Below are 21335 nucleotides of genomic sequence, written 5' to 3'. Positions count from 1 at the left end.
ATGCGCGACTATTTTTTCTCTTCCAGCAGCTGGCTGAGCGAGCCGCCACCGGCGTGTGGCCAGTCGCCGACGTAGCGCACATCATCCACCACCCAGCAGGTGCCTTCGTGGATCATCAGCACTTCATCGCGCCAGCTTTTATCGCCGCGGCTCAGCGTCACGCGCAGCGGGATGTTACGCGCGTCGCGGTTAGGAATGCTGGAGGCGCTGGCCACGTCAGCGGCGGTGGGTCCCTGTGCCAGGCTGGAGAACAGATCGCCCTGGCGCCACGCTGCCGGTGGGTTGCTCTGGCTGCTGGCATGCAGCAGTTTCTGATACAGGTTGTCGCTCAGGTACGGGCGATATTTTGCCAGCGTGGTGCTGTCCGGCAATCCCTGGGTTGGCTGGCTGACACGTAAATCGTAGAACTGCTGCGCCACGCTGTCCGGACCGCCATCAACGCAGGGTGCGGTACGCGGCCCGTTGTCCTTGATCACCGGCTCAACGGTGGTACAGGCACTCAGCAGCAATGCAGCGGGAACAAGCAGCGCAAAGGCTTTGTTTCTCATCTCGATTTCCTTATTGTTCACTGGCAAAGCGCCATTTTTAGCATAGAGTATAGCCGTGCTTTTACGCCGTACGAGCTATCGCCTCATGAATCACCACAGGAGAGAACGATGAAATTTTCGACTACGCCAACCCTGGAAGGGCACAGCATCACTGAATATTGCGGCGTTGTGACCGGCGAAGCGATTCTCGGTGCCAACATTTTCCGCGACTTCTTTGCCGGCATCCGCGATATCGTCGGCGGCCGCTCCGGTGCCTATGAGAAAGAGCTGCGCAAAGCGCGGCAGATCGCCTTCGAAGAGCTGGAAGAACAGGCGAAAGCGCTGGGCGCCAATGCGGTGGTTGGCATTGATATTGACTACGAAACCGTGGGCAAAGACAGCAGCATGCTGATGGTGAGCGTTACCGGTACTGCGGTGATCGTGCGCTAATGCGCGCGGTATTACTGCTGGCGATGGCGCTGCTGCTCAGCGCCTGCCAGTCGACGCTGGAAGCGCGCAACGGTTATTGGGTCGATAGCGCGCACCCGGCGCAGGGGGCCAGACCGCGCATCAAAGTGGTGGTAATCCACTACACGGCGGAGGACTTTCCCTCGTCGCTGGCGACCCTGACGGACCGCAACGTCAGCGCGCACTATCTGATTCCGCAGCAGCCGCCGCAGAAAAACGGCGCCGGGGTGATCTGGCAACTGGTGCCTGAAAACCAGCTGGCGTGGCATGCCGGACCGAGCTTCTGGCGCGGCGCAACGCGCATAAATGACACCTCAATTGGCATCGAAATCGTCAACGACGGCTATCGCCGCACGCTGACCGGCCGGCAGTGGCAGCCGTTCACCACCGCGCAAATCACGGCCCTGACCGCGCTGGTGCGCGATATCAGCCAGCGTTACGGCATCAGTCCGGAAAATATTGTCGGGCACAGTGATATCGCGCCGCAGCGCAAGCAGGATCCCGGTCCGCTGTTTCCGTGGCAACAGCTGGCCCGGCAGGGGCTGGGAGCGTGGCCGGATGCCGCCACGGTGCAGCGCTATCTGGCTAACCAGTCGCCGGATGCACCGGTGGAGGCTGCAACGCTACTGACTGCGCTACAGCGCTATGGTTATGACGTTGCCGCTGCGCCAACGCCGCAGATGCAGCGCAAACTGATTGCGGCGTTCCAGATGCATTTCCGCCCGCGTGATTACCGTGGCGAAGCTGATGCCGAGACGCTGGCCATCGCCCGTGCGCTGCTGGCGAAATACGGCGCGGCACAGTAGCCGCGCGTAGCGGCGTTACGGCTGCAGAAAGGCCTGCCAGCGCGCCACCAGCTGCTGTAATTGCTGGCGGCTGACATCCAGATGAGTGACGATGCGGGTTTGCGGACCTACGCTAAGCAGCACGTCGCCCGCCAGCATCCAGCGCTGTAGCGGTGCGACCTGCTCCGTCGGCACTTTCACGAACAGCATGTTAGTGTGCTGGCTCACCACTTCCACACCAATAGCGCTGAGCTGCGCGCCGAGCCACGCGGCGTTGTCATGATCCTCCTGCAGACGCGCCACGTTGTGCTGCAGCGCGTAGAGACCGGCTGCCGCCAGAATGCCGGCCTGGCGCATGCCGCCACCGGTCATTTTGCGCCAGCGCCGCGCCTGCTCGATATAAGCTTCATCACCACACAGCAGGGAGCCGACCGGCGTGCCCAGTCCTTTCGACAGGCAGATGGTCAGGCTATCGCAGTAGCGGGCGATATCGATCAGCTGCACACCCTGCGCCACCACGGCATTAAAGATGCGCGCGCCGTCAATGTGCAGCGCCAGCTGGCGCTCGCGGGTAAATTGCCACGCCTGTTCAAGGTAGCTTAGCGGCAGTACTTTGCCGTGATGGGTATTTTCCAGGCTCAGCAGGCGGGTGCGGGCAAAATGCATGTCGTCCGGCTTGATGGCGGCCGCCACGTCGTGCAGCGGCAGCGTGCCGTCGGCAGCCGCGAGGATCGGCTGCGGCTGGATGCTGCCGAGCACCGCGGCACCGCCAGCCTCATATTTGTAGTTGTGCGCCTGCTGGCCGACGATGTACTCATCACCGCGCTGGCAGTGGCACAGCAGCGCCACCAGGTTGGCTTGAGTGCCGGTAGGGAAGAACAGCGCAGCCGCTTTACCGCTCAGGCGCGCCGCTTCAGCCTCCAGCGCATTGACGGTGGGATCATCGCGATAGACATCATCGCCGGTTTCGGCCGCCATCATCGCATCCAGCATCGCGGCACTCGGGCGGGTCACGGTATCACTGCGTAAATCGATCACGTTGTTCTCCTGACATAAAAAAGCGGGCTAAGCGCCCGCATGATGATTAATCCGGCAAGTCTCTTCGTTTTACCGCAGCCAGTTGGTTTTCGCCAGCTCGACGATTTCATCACCGCGACCATTCAGGATCGCGCGCAGCATGTACAGGCTGAAACCTTTAGCCTGCTCGGCTTTGATTTGCGGTGGCATCGACAACTCTTCCTTGGCGGTGATCACGTCTACCAGCACCGGACCGTCGTGGGCGAACGCCTGTTGCAGCGCGCCATCCAGCTCCGAGGCTTTCTCCACGCGGATCCCCTTGATGCCGCAGGCGGTGGCGATGGCGGCGAAGTCCGGGTTCTCCAGATCGGTGCCGTCGGTGAGATAGCCACCGGCTTTCATCTCCATCGCCACAAAGCCCAGCACGCTGTTATTGAAGATCACCAGCTTCACCGGCAGCTTAAGCTGCGCCAGCGAGATGAAATCGCCCATCAGCATGCTGAAGCCGCCATCGCCGCACAGCGCGACCACCTGACGCTGTTTATCGATGGCCTGTGCGCCCAGCGCCTGCGGCATGGCGTTGGCCATCGAACCGTGGTTAAACGAGCCGAGCAGACGGCGCTTGCCGTTCATTTTCAGATAGCGCGCTGCCCACACCGTTGGCGTACCGACATCACAGGTAAAGATGGCGTCATCAGCCGCGTAGTGGCTGATCTGCTGGGCCAGATACTGCGGGTGAATCGCCTGCTTATCGTTGGCGGTCGCCAGATCGTCCAGTCCTTTGCGCGCATCCGCGTAGTGCTCCAGTGCGCGATCGAGGTGGTGACGGTCGCTGTGGCTGGTGAGCTGCGGCTGCAGCGCCTGCAGTGTGGCTTTGATGTCACCCACCAGCGCCATGTCGACGTGACTGTGCGCGCCGAGGCTGGCCGGATTGATATCAATCTGAATAATGCGCGCGTCCGCCGGGTAGAACGGGCGATAAGGGAACTGGGTGCCGAGCAGCACCAGCGTGTCGGCGTTCATCATGGCGTGATAGCCGGATGAGAAGCCGATCAGCCCGGTCATGCCGACGTCGTACGGGTTATCGTACTCGAGGTGCTCTTTGCCGCGCATGGCGTGCACCACCGGTGCTTTCAGCGTTTCGGCCAGCTTTACCACTTCCGCATGGGCACCGGCGCAGCCGCTGCCGCACATCAGGGTGATATTTTTCGCTTCATTGAGCGTTTCTGCGAGGCGCGTCAGTTCACTGACCGACGGCACCACCTGCGGCAGCTGCGGCGGATACCATTCGCTGCGCGCATTCTCCGGCGCCGCCTGCAGCGCCACGTCGCCCGGCAGCACAATCACCGACACACCGCGATTGAGGATGGCTTTACGCATCGCAATGCCGAGCACCTGCGGCAGCTGTTCCGGATTGGAGACCAGCTCGCAGTAATGGCTGCACTCGCGGAATAACTCCTGCGGATGGGTTTCCTGAAAATAGCCGCTGCCGATTTCGCTGGAAGGAATGTGCGCGGCAATTGCCAGCACTGGAACATGGTTGCGATGGCAGTCAAACAGGCCGTTGATCAGATGCAGGTTGCCAGGGCCGCAGGAGCCGGCGCACACCGCCAGCTCACCGCTGATTTGTGCTTCCGCCCCGGCGGCAAAAGCGGCCACTTCTTCATGGCGCGTTGGCATCCATTCAATGGTGCCCATGCGGTTGAGGCTGTCGTTCAGTCCGTTGAGGGAGTCACCGGTTACGCCCCAGATGCGTTTTATGCCGGCGCTCTCCAGCGTTTTGGCCAGCAGGGCCGCCACTGTTTGCTTCATCGTTCGCTCCTTTCTGGTGTTGGCCATCCAGTCGGATGGCAAAAAACATGTCAGAGAGAAAGCGTAGACGAAGCCGCAGCGCAGCGGGCGTGAAAAAATGCGCTGCGCGTCAGGCGGAAAACAGGGCGATGAGGATCGGCGCCAGCAGGTTCATGATAAAACCGTGCACGATGGCCGCAGGCACAATCTCCATTCCGCCGGCACGCTGCAGAATCGGCAGGGTGAAATCCATCGACGTGGCACCGCTCAGCCCGAGTGCCATACTGCGGTAGCGGTTGACCAGCACCGGAATCAGCAGCACCGCAGCCAGCTCGCGCAGCAGATCGTTAAAGAAGGCGGCGCTGCCGATCACCGGGCCGTACGCTTCGGTCATCAGAATGCCGGACAGCGAATACCAGCCGAAGCCGCTGGCCAGCGCCAGTCCGGTTGACAGCGAAACGCCGAGCAGCCACGCCGCCAGCACGCCGCCGCCCAGCGAGCCGCACAGGGACACCAGCGCTACCGTCATGCCGCGCCGGTTCAGGGTGATCTGGCGCAGCGTCATGCCGCTGCCGCGCAGCTGCACGCCAACCAGGAACAGCAGCACCACCAGCGCAATTTCGCTCAGGGTGGAGGCATGGCGCAGCGGCGCCCATTGGGTTAATCCCAGCAGGAAACCGGCCAGCACCGCCACACAGAGCTTGAGTGACTCCAGCACCATGTGCCAGCGCGACGGCAGATTCTGCTGGCGATGCTGCTGCCGCCACGGCCAGCGGCGATCCAGCAGCCACAGCGCCAGCAGCGAGCAGCTCAGAATGGCGCCCGCGGCAATCAGCGCGGTTTTAAACACGATCAGCAAGTTGGTGCCGAGATTGTCGAGGAAGGCGAGGCTGGTACCCATAAAAAACAGAATGGCGTAAATCAGCAAACTCAGCAGGCGGTTAACGCGCTGCAACAGCGCAGGCTGATGCCACGGCAGCAAATAGCCCACCATCAGCGGCACCAGAATGATAAGCAGTCCGGTATACATGAAAAATGACGTCCTTTTTTGCGAGACGCCACGCTAATGGAAAATGCCTGAAGTGTAAACCTTTTCTCCCGCTGCCGACTTGACCAACGCAGCGCGGCGGACCATGCTCTGGCAAAGCACGGAGGGACTGCGCGATGATTCTGGAACATATCGATATACACGGCTTTCGCGGCATTAACCGGTTGTCGCTGCCGCTAACCGACACCAACCTGCTGATTGGGGAAAACGCGTGGGGTAAATCCAGTTTGCTGGATGCGCTAACGCTGCTGCTGGCACCGGCCGCTGAGCCCAATATGTTCACCGAACAGGACTTCCATTTTCCGCCCGGTGAGGTGGAAGCTCGCCTACATAAGTTGCAGCTGGTGTTTCGCTTTCGCGCGCAGGGCGATGAGCATGAAGCGCTGTTTGCGCCGTTCTGGCAGCAGGATGACGCGGGGCGCTACCTGCGCTTCAGTACGCTGGCGACGCGCCAGGGCAGCGAAGTCAAAACCCGCTGGCGCTTTATTGATGCGCGTGGCGAGGTGCTGCCGCTGGCGGGCACCGACGCCGCGCTGGCGCAGTTGCGCGCGTACTATCCGGTGCTGCGCCTGCGTGATGCGCGCTTTGGCCGGCGATCGCGCCATAGCGACAATGACACGCAGCGGCGCGCTGATACGCTAAGCGCGCTGGCGCAGGAGATGCATAGCCTGACGCGCGATCTGGTGGCGCGGCCACAAACCCTGAGCGACGAGCTGTTGCGCCAGGGATTGCACACCATGCAGCAGCTGATGGCGCACTATTTTCTGGTACAGCAACCGGACACGGGCGCCGCGCGGGTTGCGCCGGAGTTGCGTGACGGCAGTCAGGGCTGGCGTTCGCTCGATCAGCTCAATCAGCTGATCGCCGGTACCGAATCACGCAGTCGCCAGGTGATTCTGTTACGCATGTTCTCGCTCCTGCTGCAGGCGCACGGCAGCGATGCGCTGCCCGCAGGCGCGCGCCCCTTGCTGCTGGTGGAGGATCCGGAAACACGGCTGCATCCCATCATGCTGTCGGTGGCGTGGAATCTGCTGGCGCTGATGCCGCTGCAAAAAATCGCCACCACTAACTCCGGTGAGCTGCTGTCACAGGTGGCGCTGGAGCAAATCTGCCGACTGGTGCGCGAGCCCGATCGCGTGGCGGCGTGGCGTATCGGGCCGGAAGGATTAAGTGCCGAAGAGGCGCGCCGTATCGGCTTTCACATCCGCGTTAACCGTCCGTCGGCGCTGTTTGCCCGCTGCTGGTTGCTGGTTGAGGGTGAAACCGAAGTGTGGATCATCAATGAGCTGGCGCGGCAGCGCGGCTACCATTTTGCCGCGGAAGGCGTGAAGGTGATTGAGTTTGCCCAGTCCGGGCTTAAGCCGCTGCTGAAATATGCGCGCCGCATGGGCATTGCCTGGCACGTGCTGACTGACGGCGACGAGGCCGGAAAAAAATATGCCGCCACCGCGCGCAGCCAGCTGCAGCCGCATGAGCAGGAGAGCGACCATCTCACGCAGTTCCCGGCGCCCGACATCGAACACTTCCTTTATAAGCAGGGCTTTAGTGATGTCTATCACCAGATGGCGCACCTGCCGTTAAACGTGCCGATGAACGCGCGGCGTATTATTACCAAAGCCATTCATCACAGTTCGAAGCCGGAACTGGCGATTGCGGTGGCGATGGCAGCGGCCGAACGCGGGCCGCAGGCGATTCCGCCGTTGCTCGATCAGCTGTTTGGCCGCGTGATGTGGCTGGCGCGCGGTCGGGCAGAGTAAAACTGACGCGGGACGCCAAAGAAAAATGCCAGCGTCTGCGGCTGGCATTTTTTTTCGGGAGTGGTCAGAATGAGAGCAGACGCGCGCCCGTCAGGAGAGTGACGATGCTTCACAGGGCACAATCAGACTGGCATGGTTGCCTTTCGGCCCTTCATGGACATCGAACTGAACGTGCTGGCCCGCTTTCAGCGTTCTGTATCCCTCCATCTGAATCGTGGAGTAGTGTGCGAAGATATCGTCGCCGCCGCCAATCGGACAGATAAAGCCGAAGCCTTTGGCGTTGTTGAACCATTTAACAGTACCCGTCTCCATGCTTTTACTTCCCTCGCAAGACATTTTGATAAGTAGGTGAGGTCATTGAAGCTGTGAGTCGAGTTTGTTTAAAACTCAATCAGCTTGTGTAAGTAGAATGTAGAGAAACGGACCTTATCGTCAAGCAAACGGCCCTGGCGCACGGGGAGAAATTCATCAAAATTTGAGGCAGTTAACGCTATTGCAAATTTTGTGATACAGGTCGCGCATGCGCTTTCAGGACCGATTTTTGCCACAGGAAAAGCGGCTTGACAGGCGTGTTAAACTTGAGGTGAGAGCACAGAAATGTGCGCTACCGTAACGCAGAATTTCAACGGAACATTATGGCAAACACAAACGACTGGCTTAACTTTGAACATCTGGCCGAAGACAAAGTACGCGAAGGGTTAAAGCCGCCTTCAATGTATAAAGTCATTCTGAATAATGACGATTATACACCTATGGAATTTGTTATTGACGTTCTGCAAAAGTTCTTTTCTTATGATGTTGAACGTGCAACGCAACTGATGCTGAAAGTTCACTACCATGGAAAGGCAATCTGTGGTGTATTCACTGCAGAAGTGGCGGAGACCAAAGTCGCCCAGGTGAACAATTACGCGCGGGAAAATCAACATCCGTTGCTGTGTACGCTGGAAAAAGCCTGAAGCTGTCTCCATATAGGATTCAGTCCGTCAGAGCGATAATTGGGGGAGGTGCCAAATGCTCAATCAAGAACTGGAACTCAGTTTAAACATGGCTTTCGCCAGAGCGCGCGAGCACCGTCACGAGTTTATGACCGTCGAACATCTGTTGCTGGCGCTGCTCAGCAACCCGTCGGCCAGAGAGGCACTGGAAGCCTGTACGGTGGATATTGCGGCTCTGCGTCAGGAACTCGAAGCCTTCATCGAACAAACCACGCCGGTGCTGCCTGCCAGCGAAGAGGAGCGCGACACTCAGCCGACGCTCAGCTTCCAGCGTGTGCTGCAGCGTGCGGTCTTCCATGTCCAGTCATCCGGTCGCAGTGAAGTTTCCGGTGCGAACGTGCTGGTCGCCATTTTCAGCGAGCAGGAGTCGCAAGCGGCTTACCTGCTGCGCAAACACGAAGTGAGCCGCCTTGATGTGGTGAACTTCATCTCCCATGGTACGCGTAAAGACGAACCGGGCCAGCCGCAGAACAGCGCGGAAAATCCGGTTAACGAAGAGCAAGCAGGCGGGGAGGAACGTATGGAAAACTTCACCACCAATCTTAATCAGCTTGCTCGCGTCGGCGGAATTGACCCGCTGATCGGCCGCGATAAAGAGCTGGAACGGGCCATTCAGGTGCTGTGCCGTCGTCGCAAGAATAACCCGCTGCTGGTGGGCGAATCGGGCGTCGGTAAAACCGCGATTGCGGAAGGGCTCGCCTGGCGCATTGTGCAGGGCGACGTGCCGGAAGTGATGAAAGAGTGCACCATCTACTCGCTGGATATCGGTTCGCTGCTGGCTGGTACCAAATACCGCGGTGATTTTGAAAAACGTTTTAAAGCGCTGCTGAAACAACTGGAACAGGATAACAACAGCATTCTGTTCATCGACGAGATCCACACCATTATCGGTGCCGGTGCGGCATCGGGCGGCCAGGTGGATGCGGCGAACCTGATCAAGCCGCTGCTTTCCAGCGGTAAAATCCGCGTGATGGGTTCCACGACCTATCAGGAGTTCAGTAATATCTTTGAGAAGGATCGTGCGCTGGCGCGCCGTTTCCAGAAAATTGATATTACTGAGCCATCGGTTGAAGAGACGGTACAAATTCTTAACGGGCTGAAGCCGAAGTACGAAGCGCATCACGATGTGCGCTACACCGCCAAAGCGGTACGTGCGGCGGTTGAGCTGGCGGTGAAATACATCAATGATCGTCATCTGCCGGACAAGGCGATTGACGTGATCGATGAAGCCGGCGCGCGTGCGCGTCTGGTACCGGTCAGCAAGCGCAAGAAAACCGTCAACGTGTCGGACATCGAATCCGTGGTAGCGCGCATCGCGCGTATTCCGGAGCAGAGCGTTTCGGCCACCGATCGCGATACGCTGAAAAATCTCGGCGACCGTCTGAAAATGCTGGTGTTTGGTCAGGACAACGCGATTGAAGCGCTGACTGAAGCCATCAAGATGAGCCGCGCGGGTCTGGGGCAGGAGCGTAAGCCAGTCGGGTCGTTCCTGTTTGCGGGTCCGACCGGGGTCGGTAAAACCGAGGTCACCGTGCAGCTGGCGAAGGCGCTGGGCATTGAACTGCTGCGCTTTGATATGTCCGAGTATATGGAGCGTCACACCGTCAGTCGTTTGATTGGTGCGCCTCCGGGCTACGTCGGCTTTGATCAGGGCGGTCTGCTGACCGATGCCGTCATCAAGCATCCGCACGCGGTGGTGCTGCTGGATGAGATCGAGAAAGCCCATCCGGATGTCTTCAACCTGCTGCTGCAGGTGATGGACAACGGGATGCTGACCGATAACAACGGCCGCAAAGCGGACTTCCGCAACGTGGTGCTGGTGATGACCACCAACGCCGGGGTGCGCGAGACCGAGCGTAAATCCATCGGCCTGATTCAGCAGGACAACAGCACCGACGCGATGGAAGAGATCAAAAAGATCTTTACGCCGGAGTTCCGTAACCGTCTCGACAACATTATCTGGTTCCGTCACCTCGATACTCAGGTGATCCATCAGGTGGTGGATAAATTTATTGTTGAGCTGCAGGCACAGCTGGATGCGAAAGGTGTGTCGCTGGAAGTCAGCGATGATGCGCGCGACTGGCTGGCCGAAAAAGGTTACGACAAAGCGATGGGCGCCCGTCCGATGGCGCGTACCGTGCAGGAAAACCTGAAGAAACCGCTGGCTAACGAGCTGCTGTTTGGCTCACTGGTAGATGGCGGATCGGTATCGGTTGGACTGGATAAAGAGAAAAACCAGCTCACCTATCACTTCATGAGCGCGGAAAAACGCAAAACCGAGGGCACCGTGCATTAAGCGGGTGTGCAGATAAGAAAAAGGCCGGATTAAAATCCGGCCTTTTTTTCGCGCTTAGTTTACATCAGCAAACGCGAGGCGAGTGCAACAACTTAGCGACTACGGAAGACAATGCGGCCTTTGCTCAGGTCGTACGGGGTCAACTCGACAGTCACTTTGTCGCCCGTCAGGATGCGGATGTAGTTTTTACGCATTTTACCGGAGATATGAGCGGTAACCACGTGCCCGTTTTCAAGCTCTACGCGGAACATGGTGTTAGGTAACGTATCCAGTACGGTACCTTGCATTTCAATATTGTCTTCTTTGGCCATCGAATCCTCTGGGTGAACTACCAAACTGTTGAACCGGCAAGATAATGCCGAATTCCATGATTTATGTAAAGAAACGTTGGCTGTTTTTGCCAACGCTTCGCCGTGCGTCGCGCCGCTGCGCGTGCATTACGGATAAATTCGGGTGTTTTTGACGTCTGCGGGGGATTAGCGGGCTAAGAATCTGCAGCAATCGGCATCGGGTGCGCAACTGAAACAGCTTCGGGAACAGGGTGAGATTCCCAGCCTGGCAATTCCGGCTCGCCACAGCGAAGCGCGGACGACATACCAAACTCGCTTATTGTATCACTTTTGTCGGGAATTGTGTGCAAAACATCTGCGGGGACAGTCAAAAAAGGGTTTGTGTTTGCCAGCAGCCGGTCTGCACCGGTTGCCACGCCAGCGTTTGCACGTATTGCAGATAATCGACGCGCGGAATTTCAACTGCGCCCAGCGAGGCGGTATGCGGATTCAGCACCTGACAATCGATTAGCCGTCCCTGATGCGCAATAAAGTGCTGTGAGAAAACCCACAGCGCGGTTTTAGAGGCGTTTTCCGCCCGGCTGAACATCGACTCGCCGCAAAAAATCTGTCCGAGCGCCAGGCCATACATGCCGCCAACCAGGCGTTGATCCTGCCAGACTTCAATTGAGTGCGCATGGCCCAGCTCATACAGACGCAGCCAGGCGCGTTTCACTTCAAAGGTGATCCAGGTGCCTTCCTGACGCCCGCTGGCGCAACCTTCCACCACCTGAGCAAAGGCGTGATTCATGGTGACGCGATAGGGCGAACGGCGATGGAAGCGCGCCATGCTGCGGCTGAGATGAAACGACTCCGGCAGCAGGACCGCGCGTGGATCTGGCGACCACCATAAAATCGGATCGCCGGGCGAAAACCACGGAAAAATACCGCGCTGATAGGCATTCATCAGGCGGGCAGGGGAGAGATCGCCGCCCATGGCCAGCAGGCCGTTTGGCTCACGCAGCGCCATCTCCGGCGGCGGGAAATTGAGCGAATCCCGGGAAAGTTGTACCAGTCTCATAGCGTCGGTCACCCTCAGGCTAAACGCATAGACTATAGCGCAAAGCGCTGCTGGAAACGCCAGTAGCGTCCCGCTTTTGAGATTAATTCGTCATGGCTGCCGGATTCGATAATCTGACCACCGTCAAGCACACAGATGCGATCCATTTTTTCCAGTCCGCTCAGGCGATGCGTCACCATGATCAACGTTTTTCCCTGGCTAACCTGCTGTAGTAACGTGAGAATCTGCTGCTCGGTCGCGGCATCCAGACCCTCGGTCGGCTCATCCAGCAGCCACAGATCGCCATCGTGCAGCAGCGCACGGGCAATCGCCAGCCGGCGCAGTTCACCGCCGGACAGCGGTCGGCCACCTTCACCCATCCACGCATTCAGTCCTTCGCTGTGCTGCGTCAGATGCGCCAGCCCAACCCGCTGTAATACGTCAATCAGCTGTGCATCGCTGGCCTGTGGTGCTGCCAGCAGCAGGTTAGCGCGCAGCGTCTGGCTGAACAGATGGACGCGCTGCGTGACGACGCTGATGCGCTGCCGCAGGCTGGCTTCGTCCCACGCCGCCAGATCAATCCCGTTCAGGCGAATCGTACCGCGCTGCGCTTCCCAGCCGCGCGTGATCAGCGCCAGCAGGCTGGATTTTCCGCAGCCGGTCGGGCCAAGCAGTGCCAGATGTTCACCGGCTGCTAACGTCAGGGAGAAATTGTGCAGCACCGCTTCTGGCCGCTGCGGATAGCTGAAATCGATCTGTTCCAGCGTCAGGCTGAGGCCGCGCTGCGTCGCGACCGGTTGTGTCGGGAAGTGAATCGCTGGCGGTTGATCGATGATCTCCTGCACGCGCTGCGCCGCGTGCGTTACCTGCGCCAGTGGCAGAAATGCGCCGGCCACCGGTGCCAGCGCTTCAAACGCGGCCAGCGCGCAAAACACAAACAGGGCAATCAGTGCACCCGGTGTGCTATTGGTGCCGACGCCGCTGGCGGCCAGCCACAGCAGCAGCGTAACGGTACTGCCGGCGATCAACGTAAGCAGGCTCTGCGCCAGCGCCTGCAGCCGGTGTTGCTGCTGCTGCGCCTGTTGCCACGCACGTTCTTCCTGATCCAGCCGCTGTCGCCACAGCGCCGCCGCGCCGTAAATCTGCAGTTCGGCCAGTCCGCTGAGCCAGTGCGTCAGTTGCAGGCGCCAGCGAGCCTGGTAACGGGCAATGTGCGCGCCGGTGCGCGCGCCGAGTCGCCAGAAAAGCGGCGGCATCAGCAGCAGCGTCAGCAACATGATCGCCCCGAGCAGCAGCGCCAGTCGCATATCGAGTAGCGCCAGGCCACAGGTCACCACCACAATCACCACCGCCGCACCCAGCAGTGGAGAAATAACGCGTAAATAGAGATGGTCGAGAGTATCGACATCGCTGACAAAGCGGTTCAGCAGTTCGCCGTGACGAAAGCGCGCCAGCTGCGCCGGTGCCAGCGCCATCAGCCGGCTGAAGGTAAAGACGCGCAGATGTTGCAGCACGCGGAAAGTGGCGTCGTGGCTGACCAGCCGTTCAAAATAGCGCGCGGCGGTGCGGGTGATTGCCGCGCCACGCACACCGGCTGCGGGCAGCATGTAATTGAAGCTGTACAGGCCGGCGACGCCAGCCAGCGAAGAGGCAGCAAGAAACCAGCCGGACAGCGTCAGCAAGCCGATGCTGGCGAGCAGCGTGACAATCGCCAGCACCACGCCAAGACCTAAACGCCACGGATGGCGGCGATACAGGCGCAGGAAAGGCAGTAACGTGCGCATCAGGCAATCTCCTTCTGACGATGCTGCGCCAGCTCGCGCAGCGGGCCGGCTTCAGCGATCAGCTGTTGCCAGTGGCCCTGCTGCACCAGTTGTCCAGCCTGCATCACCCACACTTCATCCCACTGGTCGAGAGCGTGCAGCTGATGGGTAATCATTAAGGTGGTTTGCTGCTGTGCGGCCTGCTGTAGCGCGCCCATCACGTGCTGCTCGCTCTGGCTGTCGAGCCCGGATCCCGGTTCGTCCAGCAGCAGCAGGCGGGCCGGTTTCAGCAGCGCCCGCGCAACGGCGATGCGCTGTGCCTGCCCAACGGACAGGCCGATGCCGCCATCGCCAACTGGCGTATCCAGCCCCTGCGGCAGACGCGACAAAAATTCGCTAACGCCAGCGCGCTGCAGCACGGCGGTCAGCGTGGCCTCGTCCACCGGCGTGTCAGTAAGCTGGAGATTGTCACGCAGCGTCGCCGCCGGCAGTTGCGGATTTTGTCCTACCCAGGCCAGCTGCTGCTGCCAGCTGCTGCGGCTGATGTCGCGCAGTTCCTGGCCGTTAATGCACAGTGAACCCTGATAGGGCAGAAAACCGAGCAGGACATTCATCAGCGCACTTTTTCCGGCCCCGCTTTGTCCGACCAGCGCCACGCGCTGACCGGGAGTAAGGCTGAAATTCAGCGGCTGTGACAGCGCCTCGCCGGTGGCGGTCATGATCACCAGATCCTGCGCCCGGAGGGAGAGTGGCGCGTCAGCATCCAGCGTGTGTGTGGCCGCCTGCGGCGCGCGCTGGGGCGTTTCGCGCAGGAAGGTATCCAGCGCGTCTGCGCCGCCCACCGCCTGCGCTTTGGCATGGTAAAAGGTGCCGAGATCGCGCAGCGGCTGGAAAAATTCGGGGGCAAGAATCAGCGCGAGGAAACCGGCAAACAGCGTCACGCCAGTGCCGTAGTGGCCAAAATTGAGTTCACCCAGGTACGAGAAGCCGAAATAGACCGCGACCACGGCAATCGCCAGCGAGGCGAAAAACTCCAGCACCGCAGAGGAGAGAAAAGCGAGGCGCAGCACTTCCATGGTGCGCTGACGAAAATCCTGCGTACTGGCGGCAATCGCCTGCTGCTCAGCGTCCGCGCGGTGAAACAGGCGCAGCGTTTCGCGTCCACGCAGCCGGTCATAGAAATCGCCGCTCAGACGCGCCAGCGCAAGAAAATTACGCCGGTTGGCATCGGCCGCTCCCATGCCGACCAGCGCCATAAACAGCGGAATCAGCGGCGCGGTCGCCAGCAGAATCAGTCCGGCGGCCCAGTTAATCGGGAAAATGGCGATCAGGATGGCGAAGGGCACAAACACCGCCAGCGACATCTGCGGCAGATAGCGCGCGTAATACTCCTGCATCTCTTCGATCTGTTCCAGCAGCAGCGTCGCCCAGCTCCCGGCCGGTTTGCCCTGAATCCAGGCCGGACCGAGCGTATTCAGCCGGTCCAGCACCTGTTGCCGCAGCGCACGGCGAATCGCCACGCCGGCCCTGAAGCCGGCCATCTCACGACCATAGTGCAGCGCGGCGCGCAGTGCGAAGCACAGCAGTAGTAACAGGAAATCACTCACCAGTTCAGCGCGGGGTTGCTGTTCCACCAGCAGTTTTTGCAGCAGGGAGGCCAGTAGCCAGGCCTGGGCGATGAGAATTAACGCCGCAGCAAAACCTGCCAGCGAAGCCAGTCGCAGGCTGCGTGCGCCATGATGACGTTGCTGGCGTAACCAGCGCAGCAGTTCGTGTTGCCGTGATTTGTTCATGCGAAGCCGTTTGATCACCGTGACGAGAGGCAAAATCCGACGCTAAATGCCGGACAGACGGGTGGCAGAACTGTAGCACGCAGGCGATAAAAAAGGCGACCAAAAGTGGCCGCCTCAGTGCAATTATGATCAGATAATTAACAACTTACTTATCGTTTTTAACCAGACCATCCAGATAACGTTCCGCATCCAGCGCGGCCATACAGCCGGTACCGGCAGAGGTAATGGCCTGACGATAGATGTGGTCCATCACGTCACCGGCAGCGAACACGCCCGGCACGCTGGTCTGCGTGGCGTTGCCCTGCAGGCCGGACTGCACTTTGATATAGCCGTTTTCCAGATCCAGCTGGCCATCGAAAATCGCCGTGTTCGGACTATGACCGATGGCGACAAACAGGCCCGCCACTTCCAGCGAGAGCGGAGCTTCACCTTTGGTTGACGAGAGTTTCAACCCGGTGACGCCCATCTGATCGCCTACCACCTCATCCAGCGCGCGGTCAGTGTGCAGCACGATGTTGCCGTTACGCACTTTCTCCATCAGGCGGTCAATCAGGATTTTCTCAGCGCGAAAGCTGTCACGACGGTGAATCAGGTGCACTTCGGAAGCTATGTTCGCCAGATAGAGCGCCTCTTCAACGGCCGTGTTACCGCCGCCAATAACCGCGACTTTTTGGTTGCGATAGAAGAAACCATCACAGGTGGCGCAGGCAGAAACCCCTTTGCCTTTGAATGCCTCTTCTGACGGCAGGCCGAGGTAGCGCGCTGAAGCACCGGTCGCGATGATCAGCGCATCCGCCGTGTATTCGCCGCTGTCGCCGGTCAGGCGGAACGGACGGTTCTGCAAATCAACCGTGTGAATATGGTCAAAGATGATTTCGGTGTTGAACTTCTCAGCATGCTCCTGCATGCGTTCCATCAGCGCAGGGCCGGTCAGATCGTGCGGGTCGCCCGGCCAGTTTTCGACTTCAGTCGTGGTGGTGAGCTGGCCGCCTTTTTCCAGTCCGGTAATCAAAACCGGGTTCAGGTTAGCGCGGGCGGCATAAACCGCTGCGGTGTAACCGGCAGGGCCGGAGCCCAGAATGAGCAGCTTACTGTGTTTGGCCGTACTCATGCGTTCCTCAGTGTGTGTCTGACAACATAGTTTTCGATTGTAGGGAAATTACTGTCGCAAAAAAAGGTTTCAGCAATTTTGTTAACAATCACTGCAAGCGGCGTAGACGATGAATGGCAATTCTGCACGCGCGCTGCGCCAAAAGGGGGCATTGCTCGGCAATTTGTGGTGCAGCTGTATAAAAATTCTCATTTAAAAACAGCAACCCAGTACGCTGTCTGGCATCTTGTACTGAATTTGGATGTTTTACTTTGACAATCGCCTGCGCTTTTGCGAAAACATTGTCAGAAGCAGAGAAAATTTAGCGGTTCGAAACAGAATTTCAGCTCTGTTTTGCGCAATTTCGCCAAATAAACTCAGCCTGACATTGGTAATGACGCATGATGTGGACAGACAGCATGCGTCATACGGATGGTCGCGTTACTGCACAGGCTTAAAGACTTCACTTCAGTAAGGCCCTGAACATTGAACGTTTTCAGGGTTTGGCAGGTAAAGGGAAGGAATTAAGAGAGACAATAATAATGGTAGACAACAAGAAACGCCCCGGAAAAGATCTGGATCGGATCGACAGAAATATTCTGAATGAACTGCAGAAAGACGGTCGTATTTCCAACGTTGAGCTTTCAAAACGTGTCGGCCTCTCGCCAACACCTTGTCTTGAACGCGTACGTCGCCTGGAACGCCAGGGTTTCATTCTGGGCTACACCGCGCAGCTGAACCCGCACTATCTCGATGCTTCACTGCTGGTATTCGTTGAGATTACTCTGAATCGCGGCGCTCCGGATGTGTTTGAACAATTTAACGCCGCCGTACAAAAACTTGAGGAAACTCAAGAATGTCACCTCGTTTCAGGTGACTTTGACTACCTGTTGAAAACCCGCGTGCCGGATATGTCCGCCTACCGTAAACTGCTGGGTGAGACCTTGCTGCGCCTGCCGGGCGTCAACGACACCCGTACCTACGTGGTGATGGAAGAGGTCAAACAGAGCAATCGTCTGGTGATTAAGACCCGGTAACGCAGGGCAGGTGCAAAGCTTGCAGGATTTCGGTACACTCCTGTGAATTCATACAGGACCAGCGTCAGGCAAGCCTGGCGCTGTTGCCTTCTTAATTTACAGGCACCTGGAGAGTTCTCTTGAGCCAGGAATATACAGAAGACAAAGACGTTTCATTACAACCACTGAGCAGCGGACGTCGGCTGCTGGAAGCGTTGCTCATCCTGGTGGCCTTGTTTGCCATCTATCTGATGGTGTCGCTGGTTAGCTTTAATCCCTCCGATCCCAGCTGGTCACAAACCGCCTGGCACGAGCCGATCCACAATCTGGGCGGCAGCGTGGGCGCATGGCTGGCCGATACCCTGCTGTTTATTTTTGGTGTGATGGCCTACGCCATTCCGCCAGTGATTATTGGTCTGTGCTGGATCACTTTCCGTCAGCGCGATCGCCAGGATTACATCGACTATTTTGCGGTGGGCCTGCGGCTGATTGGCGTGCTGGCGCTGGTGGTGACCACCTGCGGACTGGCTGCGCTGAACGTGGACGATATCTGGTATTTTGCCTCTGGCGGCGTAATTGGCAGCCTGGTGAGCAATGCGATGGCGCCGTGGTTCAGCGGTGCCGGTGGCACGCTGACGCTGCTGTGCGTCTGGGCGGCGGGTATCACGCTTTATACCGGCTGGTCCTGGCTGGCGATTGCCGAGAAGATCGGCAGCGTGGTGATGGGCGTGCTGACCTTTGCCAGCAACCGCTCGCGCCATGATGAACCCTGGCAGGAAGAAGACGACTACGACGAGGCGCACCCCGACGACGCGGTTCCGCCACTGCGCGCTGCGCCGGCTCAGGACGACGAAGATGACGTACTGCTGGCTAAGCCCCGACAGGTAGCGGAACCTGTGGCTGAAGTCGCCAGCGACGCTCCCCTGCTGGCGAAAGCCAGTGCGGCTACCGCGGCTGCGCTGGCTGCCACCAGTAACGCCGCACGTCAGGTGCCGTCCGTCGCTGCACCTGAGCCATCCGCACCGGCGGTAAACGTGGCTCCACAACCTGCGCCGTCACAGCTGGCTGCGGCTGCTCCGGCATCGGCATCCGTTGCCAGTGCGCCTGCGGCGCCAGCTATTCCGCCAGCAGAACCTGCGCCAGCGGCTCCTCCGTTATACCGCTTCGAAGTGCCTGCATCACCGGCCGCCGACGCCTTCTCGCTCGCTGAAGAAGATGATGGCCCGCGCATGGGTAACTGGCAGAGTGCCGATCAGGCCGCCACACCGCTGAATACGGCAGCCGCTGCCGCACTCGGTTCAGCGACGGCCGCCGCTGCTGCCCGCTCTGCGGCTTACACGCCAGCCTTTGATGTGGTGCCGGAGCGCGATTACAACCCGCAGGTGAAACAGGGCATCGGCCCGGAACTACCGCGTCCTAACAAAGTTAAGCTGCCAACCCGGCGTGAGCTGGCCTCATACGGTATCAAACTGCCATCGCAACGCATGGCAGAAGAGAAGGCCCGTGAAGAGGCCGACCAGCAGCAGCCGGAAATCAGCGCCAGCTGGCAAGTGCCACAGCCGCACGATGATGATAACGCTGCGCTGCAGGAAGCCCAGCTGCGCGAAGCGTTCCATTCGCAGCAGCAGCAGCGGTACGGCGACAGCTGGCAGCAGCAGCCGGCAGAGGAAGAAGATGAAGAGGCGCTGCAGCAGGCCCAGCTGGCGCAGCAGTTTGCCCAGCAGCAGCAACAGCGTTACAGCCAGCCTGAGCAGGAGAGCGCGCCGGTATTTAATCTGGATACCTCAGCAGCCTTTGATTTCTCTCCGATGAAAGATCTGGTTGATGACACGCCGAGCGAACCGCTGTTTACCATTGCCGCCACGCCAGAGCCGGACGCTCCGGCCCAGTGGCAGCAGCCAGCGGCACCTGAGCCGGCGGTACCCGCATCGCTGAGCGAGGAAACCAGCCCGTGGTCAACGCCAGACGACGAGGTTTACGCCGCGCCGGCTGAAACGCCGAAGCCTGTCGCCCCTGCGCAGGACAGTCTGTTCCACCCCTTCCTGGTGCGTCACGAACAGCCGCTGGAGAAACCTTCCACGCCGCTGCCGACGCTGGATCTGCTGACGTCGCCGCCGGCCGAAGAGGAACCGGTGGATATGTTCGCACTGGAACAGACCGCGCGTCTGGTTGAAGCGCGTCTGGCGGATTACCGCGTGAAAGCCGAAGTGGTGGGCATCTCTCCAGGGCCGGTAATCACCCGCTTTGAACTGGATCTGGCACCGGGCGTCAAGGCGGCACGTATTTCTAACCTGTCGCGTGACCTGGCACGTTCGCTCTCTGCCGTTGCGGTGCGTGTGGTTGAGGTGATTCCGGGCAAGCCTTATGTCGGCCTTGAACTCCCCAATAAACATCGTCAGACCGTCTATCTGCGTGAGGTGCTGGACTGCGATAAGTTCCGCGACAACCCTTCGCCACTATCGGTGGTGCTGGGTAAAGATATCTCTGGTCAGCCCGTGGTGGCCGATCTGGCGAAGATGCCTCACCTGCTGGTGGCCGGTACCACCGGTTCCGGTAAGTCGGTTGGCGTCAACACCATGATCATCAGCATGCTGTATAAAGCCACGCCGGAAGAAGTGCGCTTTATCATGATCGACCCGAAAATGCTCGAGCTGTCAGTGTATGAGGGCATTCCCCATCTGCTGACGGAAGTGGTAACCGACATGAAAGACGCGGCCAACGCGCTGCGGTGGAGTGTGGTCGAAATGGAGCGCCGCTATAAGCTGATGTCTGCGCTGGGCGTGCGTAATCTGGCTGGCTATAACGAGAAGATCGAGCAGGCGGCCGCTATGGGCCGGCCAATTCCGGATCCGTTCTGGAAACCGGGCGACAGCATGGACACCACGCCGCCGGTGCTGGAAAAACTGCCGTACATTGTGGTGCTGGTTGATGAGTTCGCCGACCTGATGATGGCGGTGGGCAAGAAGGTCGAAGAGCTGATCGCGCGTCTGGCACAGAAAGCCCGTGCGGCAGGTATTCACCTGGTGCTGGCTACTCAGCGGCCGTCGGTGGATGTGATTACCGGCCTGATTAAAGCCAACATTCCGACGCGCATCGCCTTTACCGTGTCCAGTAAAATTGACTCGCGCACCATACTCGATCAGGGCGGTGCGGAATCCCTGCTGGGTATGGGTGACATGCTCTATATGCCACCTAACTCCTCCATGCCGGTACGTGTTCACGGTGCCTTTGTGCGTGACCAGGAAGTGCATGCGGTTGTGCAGGACTGGAAAGCGCGTGGGCGGCCGCAGTACATCGACAGCATCACCGCCGGTGAAGAGAGTGAAAGCGGTGCTGGCGGCCTGGACGGCGATGAAGAGCTGGATCCGCTGTTTGACCAGGCGGTGGCGTTCGTGGTGGAGAAACGTCGCGCGTCGATCTCCGGCGTGCAGCGCCAGTTCCGTATCGGCTACAACCGCGCGGCGCGGATTATCGAACAGATGGAGGCGCAGGGCATAGTCTCGGAGCCGGGCCACAACGGTAACCGTGAAGTGCTGTCACCGCCACCTCACGAAATGTAAGACTTTTCTCCGCAGTGTTATACCGGGCCAGTGTAAACTGGCCCGTTGTTTATCTGTGGTCCGATCCCCATATCATTGGGAGCTTTCGGCTTTTTCTCCT

General features: G+C 59.3%; 17 protein-coding genes. 7 read left to right on the top strand and 10 right to left on the bottom strand.

Going from position 1 to position 21335, the window contains the following annotated elements:
* Window positions 1-8 precede the first annotated feature (8 nt).
* Window positions 9-548, bottom strand: a complete 540-nt coding sequence (locus AC6I8P_RS12210; RefSeq protein ID WP_021508370.1) for a lipoprotein — start codon at window positions 546-548, stop codon at window positions 9-11.
* 108 nt (window positions 549-656) lie between these two features.
* Between AC6I8P_RS12210 and AC6I8P_RS12205 the strand changes: the two genes are divergently transcribed.
* Window positions 657-977 (top strand): heavy metal-binding domain-containing protein, encoded by a 321-nt coding sequence (locus AC6I8P_RS12205; protein WP_058757780.1) that lies wholly within the window; start codon window positions 657-659, stop codon window positions 975-977.
* Window positions 977-1801 (top strand): N-acetylmuramoyl-L-alanine amidase, encoded by an 825-nt coding sequence (locus tag AC6I8P_RS12200; RefSeq protein ID WP_421039370.1) that lies wholly within the window; start codon window positions 977-979, stop codon window positions 1799-1801. The genes AC6I8P_RS12205 and AC6I8P_RS12200 overlap by 1 nt, the downstream gene beginning before the upstream one ends.
* Before the next feature lie 15 nt (window positions 1802-1816).
* On the opposite strand, the gene ltaE is transcribed toward AC6I8P_RS12200, so the two are convergent.
* The 3 genes from ltaE to AC6I8P_RS12185 all read right to left on the bottom strand — a co-directional run bounded on the left by ltaE (window position 1817) and on the right by AC6I8P_RS12185 (window position 5618).
* Entirely contained in the window at window positions 1817-2818 is a 1002-nt protein-coding gene (ltaE, locus tag AC6I8P_RS12195) for a low-specificity L-threonine aldolase (protein ID WP_498030638.1), read from the bottom strand.
* A 69-nt stretch (window positions 2819-2887) separates the two neighbouring features.
* On the bottom strand, window positions 2888-4609 hold the full coding sequence (gene poxB, locus AC6I8P_RS12190) for a ubiquinone-dependent pyruvate dehydrogenase (protein WP_241797765.1): 1722 nt from the start codon (window positions 4607-4609) through the stop codon (window positions 2888-2890).
* A gap of 109 nt (window positions 4610-4718) precedes the next feature.
* On the bottom strand, window positions 4719-5618 hold the full coding sequence (locus tag AC6I8P_RS12185; RefSeq protein ID WP_021508365.1) for a LysO family transporter: 900 nt from the start codon (window positions 5616-5618) through the stop codon (window positions 4719-4721).
* A 134-nt stretch (window positions 5619-5752) separates the two neighbouring features.
* Between AC6I8P_RS12185 and AC6I8P_RS12180 the strand changes: the two genes are divergently transcribed.
* Entirely contained in the window at window positions 5753-7393 is a 1641-nt protein-coding gene (locus tag AC6I8P_RS12180; protein WP_498030637.1) for a DUF2813 domain-containing protein, read from the top strand.
* Between the two features lie 90 nt (window positions 7394-7483).
* Here the strand turns inward: AC6I8P_RS12180 and cspD are convergent, their stop codons facing one another.
* A complete protein-coding gene (cspD, locus tag AC6I8P_RS12175; protein WP_058757774.1) occupies window positions 7484-7705 on the bottom strand; it encodes a cold shock-like protein CspD in 222 nt (73 codons plus the stop codon).
* Window positions 7706-8028: 323 nt separating this feature from the next.
* Between cspD and clpS the strand changes: the two genes are divergently transcribed.
* A complete protein-coding gene (clpS, locus tag AC6I8P_RS12170) occupies window positions 8029-8349 on the top strand; it encodes an ATP-dependent Clp protease adapter ClpS (RefSeq protein WP_021508363.1) in 321 nt (106 codons plus the stop codon).
* Between the two features lie 55 nt (window positions 8350-8404).
* A complete protein-coding gene (gene clpA, locus AC6I8P_RS12165; RefSeq protein WP_021508362.1) occupies window positions 8405-10684 on the top strand; it encodes an ATP-dependent Clp protease ATP-binding subunit ClpA in 2280 nt (759 codons plus the stop codon).
* Between the two features lie 92 nt (window positions 10685-10776).
* On the opposite strand, the gene infA is transcribed toward clpA, so the two are convergent.
* From infA to trxB, 5 genes are all read right to left on the bottom strand, one after another.
* Window positions 10777-10995: a translation initiation factor IF-1 gene (gene infA / locus AC6I8P_RS12160; protein WP_002211347.1), complete on the bottom strand. Its 219-nt coding sequence runs from the start codon at window positions 10993-10995 to the stop codon at window positions 10777-10779.
* A gap of 346 nt (window positions 10996-11341) precedes the next feature.
* A complete protein-coding gene (aat, locus tag AC6I8P_RS12155; RefSeq protein ID WP_058769537.1) occupies window positions 11342-12034 on the bottom strand; it encodes a leucyl/phenylalanyl-tRNA--protein transferase in 693 nt (230 codons plus the stop codon).
* 32 nt (window positions 12035-12066) lie between these two features.
* Window positions 12067-13797, bottom strand: coding sequence for a heme ABC transporter ATP-binding protein/permease CydC (gene cydC / locus AC6I8P_RS12150; protein WP_394520958.1), 1731 nt, complete (start codon window positions 13795-13797; stop codon window positions 12067-12069).
* Entirely contained in the window at window positions 13797-15569 is a 1773-nt protein-coding gene (gene cydD / locus AC6I8P_RS12145) for a heme ABC transporter permease/ATP-binding protein CydD (protein WP_498030636.1), read from the bottom strand. Before cydD ends, cydC begins: the two co-directional genes overlap by 1 nt.
* Window positions 15570-15714: 145 nt before the next feature.
* The gene (gene trxB, locus AC6I8P_RS12140; RefSeq protein WP_058775366.1) at window positions 15715-16680 is read right to left on the bottom strand and encodes a thioredoxin-disulfide reductase; all 966 of its coding nucleotides are present in this window, start codon (window positions 16678-16680) and stop codon (window positions 15715-15717) included.
* Between the two features lie 521 nt (window positions 16681-17201).
* Here trxB and lrp point away from each other — a divergent pair.
* Window positions 17202-17696: a leucine-responsive transcriptional regulator Lrp gene (lrp, locus tag AC6I8P_RS12135; RefSeq protein WP_006118610.1), complete on the top strand. Its 495-nt coding sequence runs from the start codon at window positions 17202-17204 to the stop codon at window positions 17694-17696.
* A gap of 119 nt (window positions 17697-17815) precedes the next feature.
* Window positions 17816-21235 (top strand): DNA translocase FtsK 4TM domain-containing protein, encoded by a 3420-nt coding sequence (locus AC6I8P_RS12130; RefSeq protein ID WP_498030635.1) that lies wholly within the window; start codon window positions 17816-17818, stop codon window positions 21233-21235.
* The last annotated feature ends 100 nt before the right edge of the window (window positions 21236-21335 follow it).

This window comes from gamma proteobacterium symbiont of Lampromicra miyakona (genome assembly GCF_059730895.1).
The sequence above is the reverse complement of the archived record's forward strand: the minus strand, read 5'-3'. Positions and strand labels throughout refer to the sequence as shown.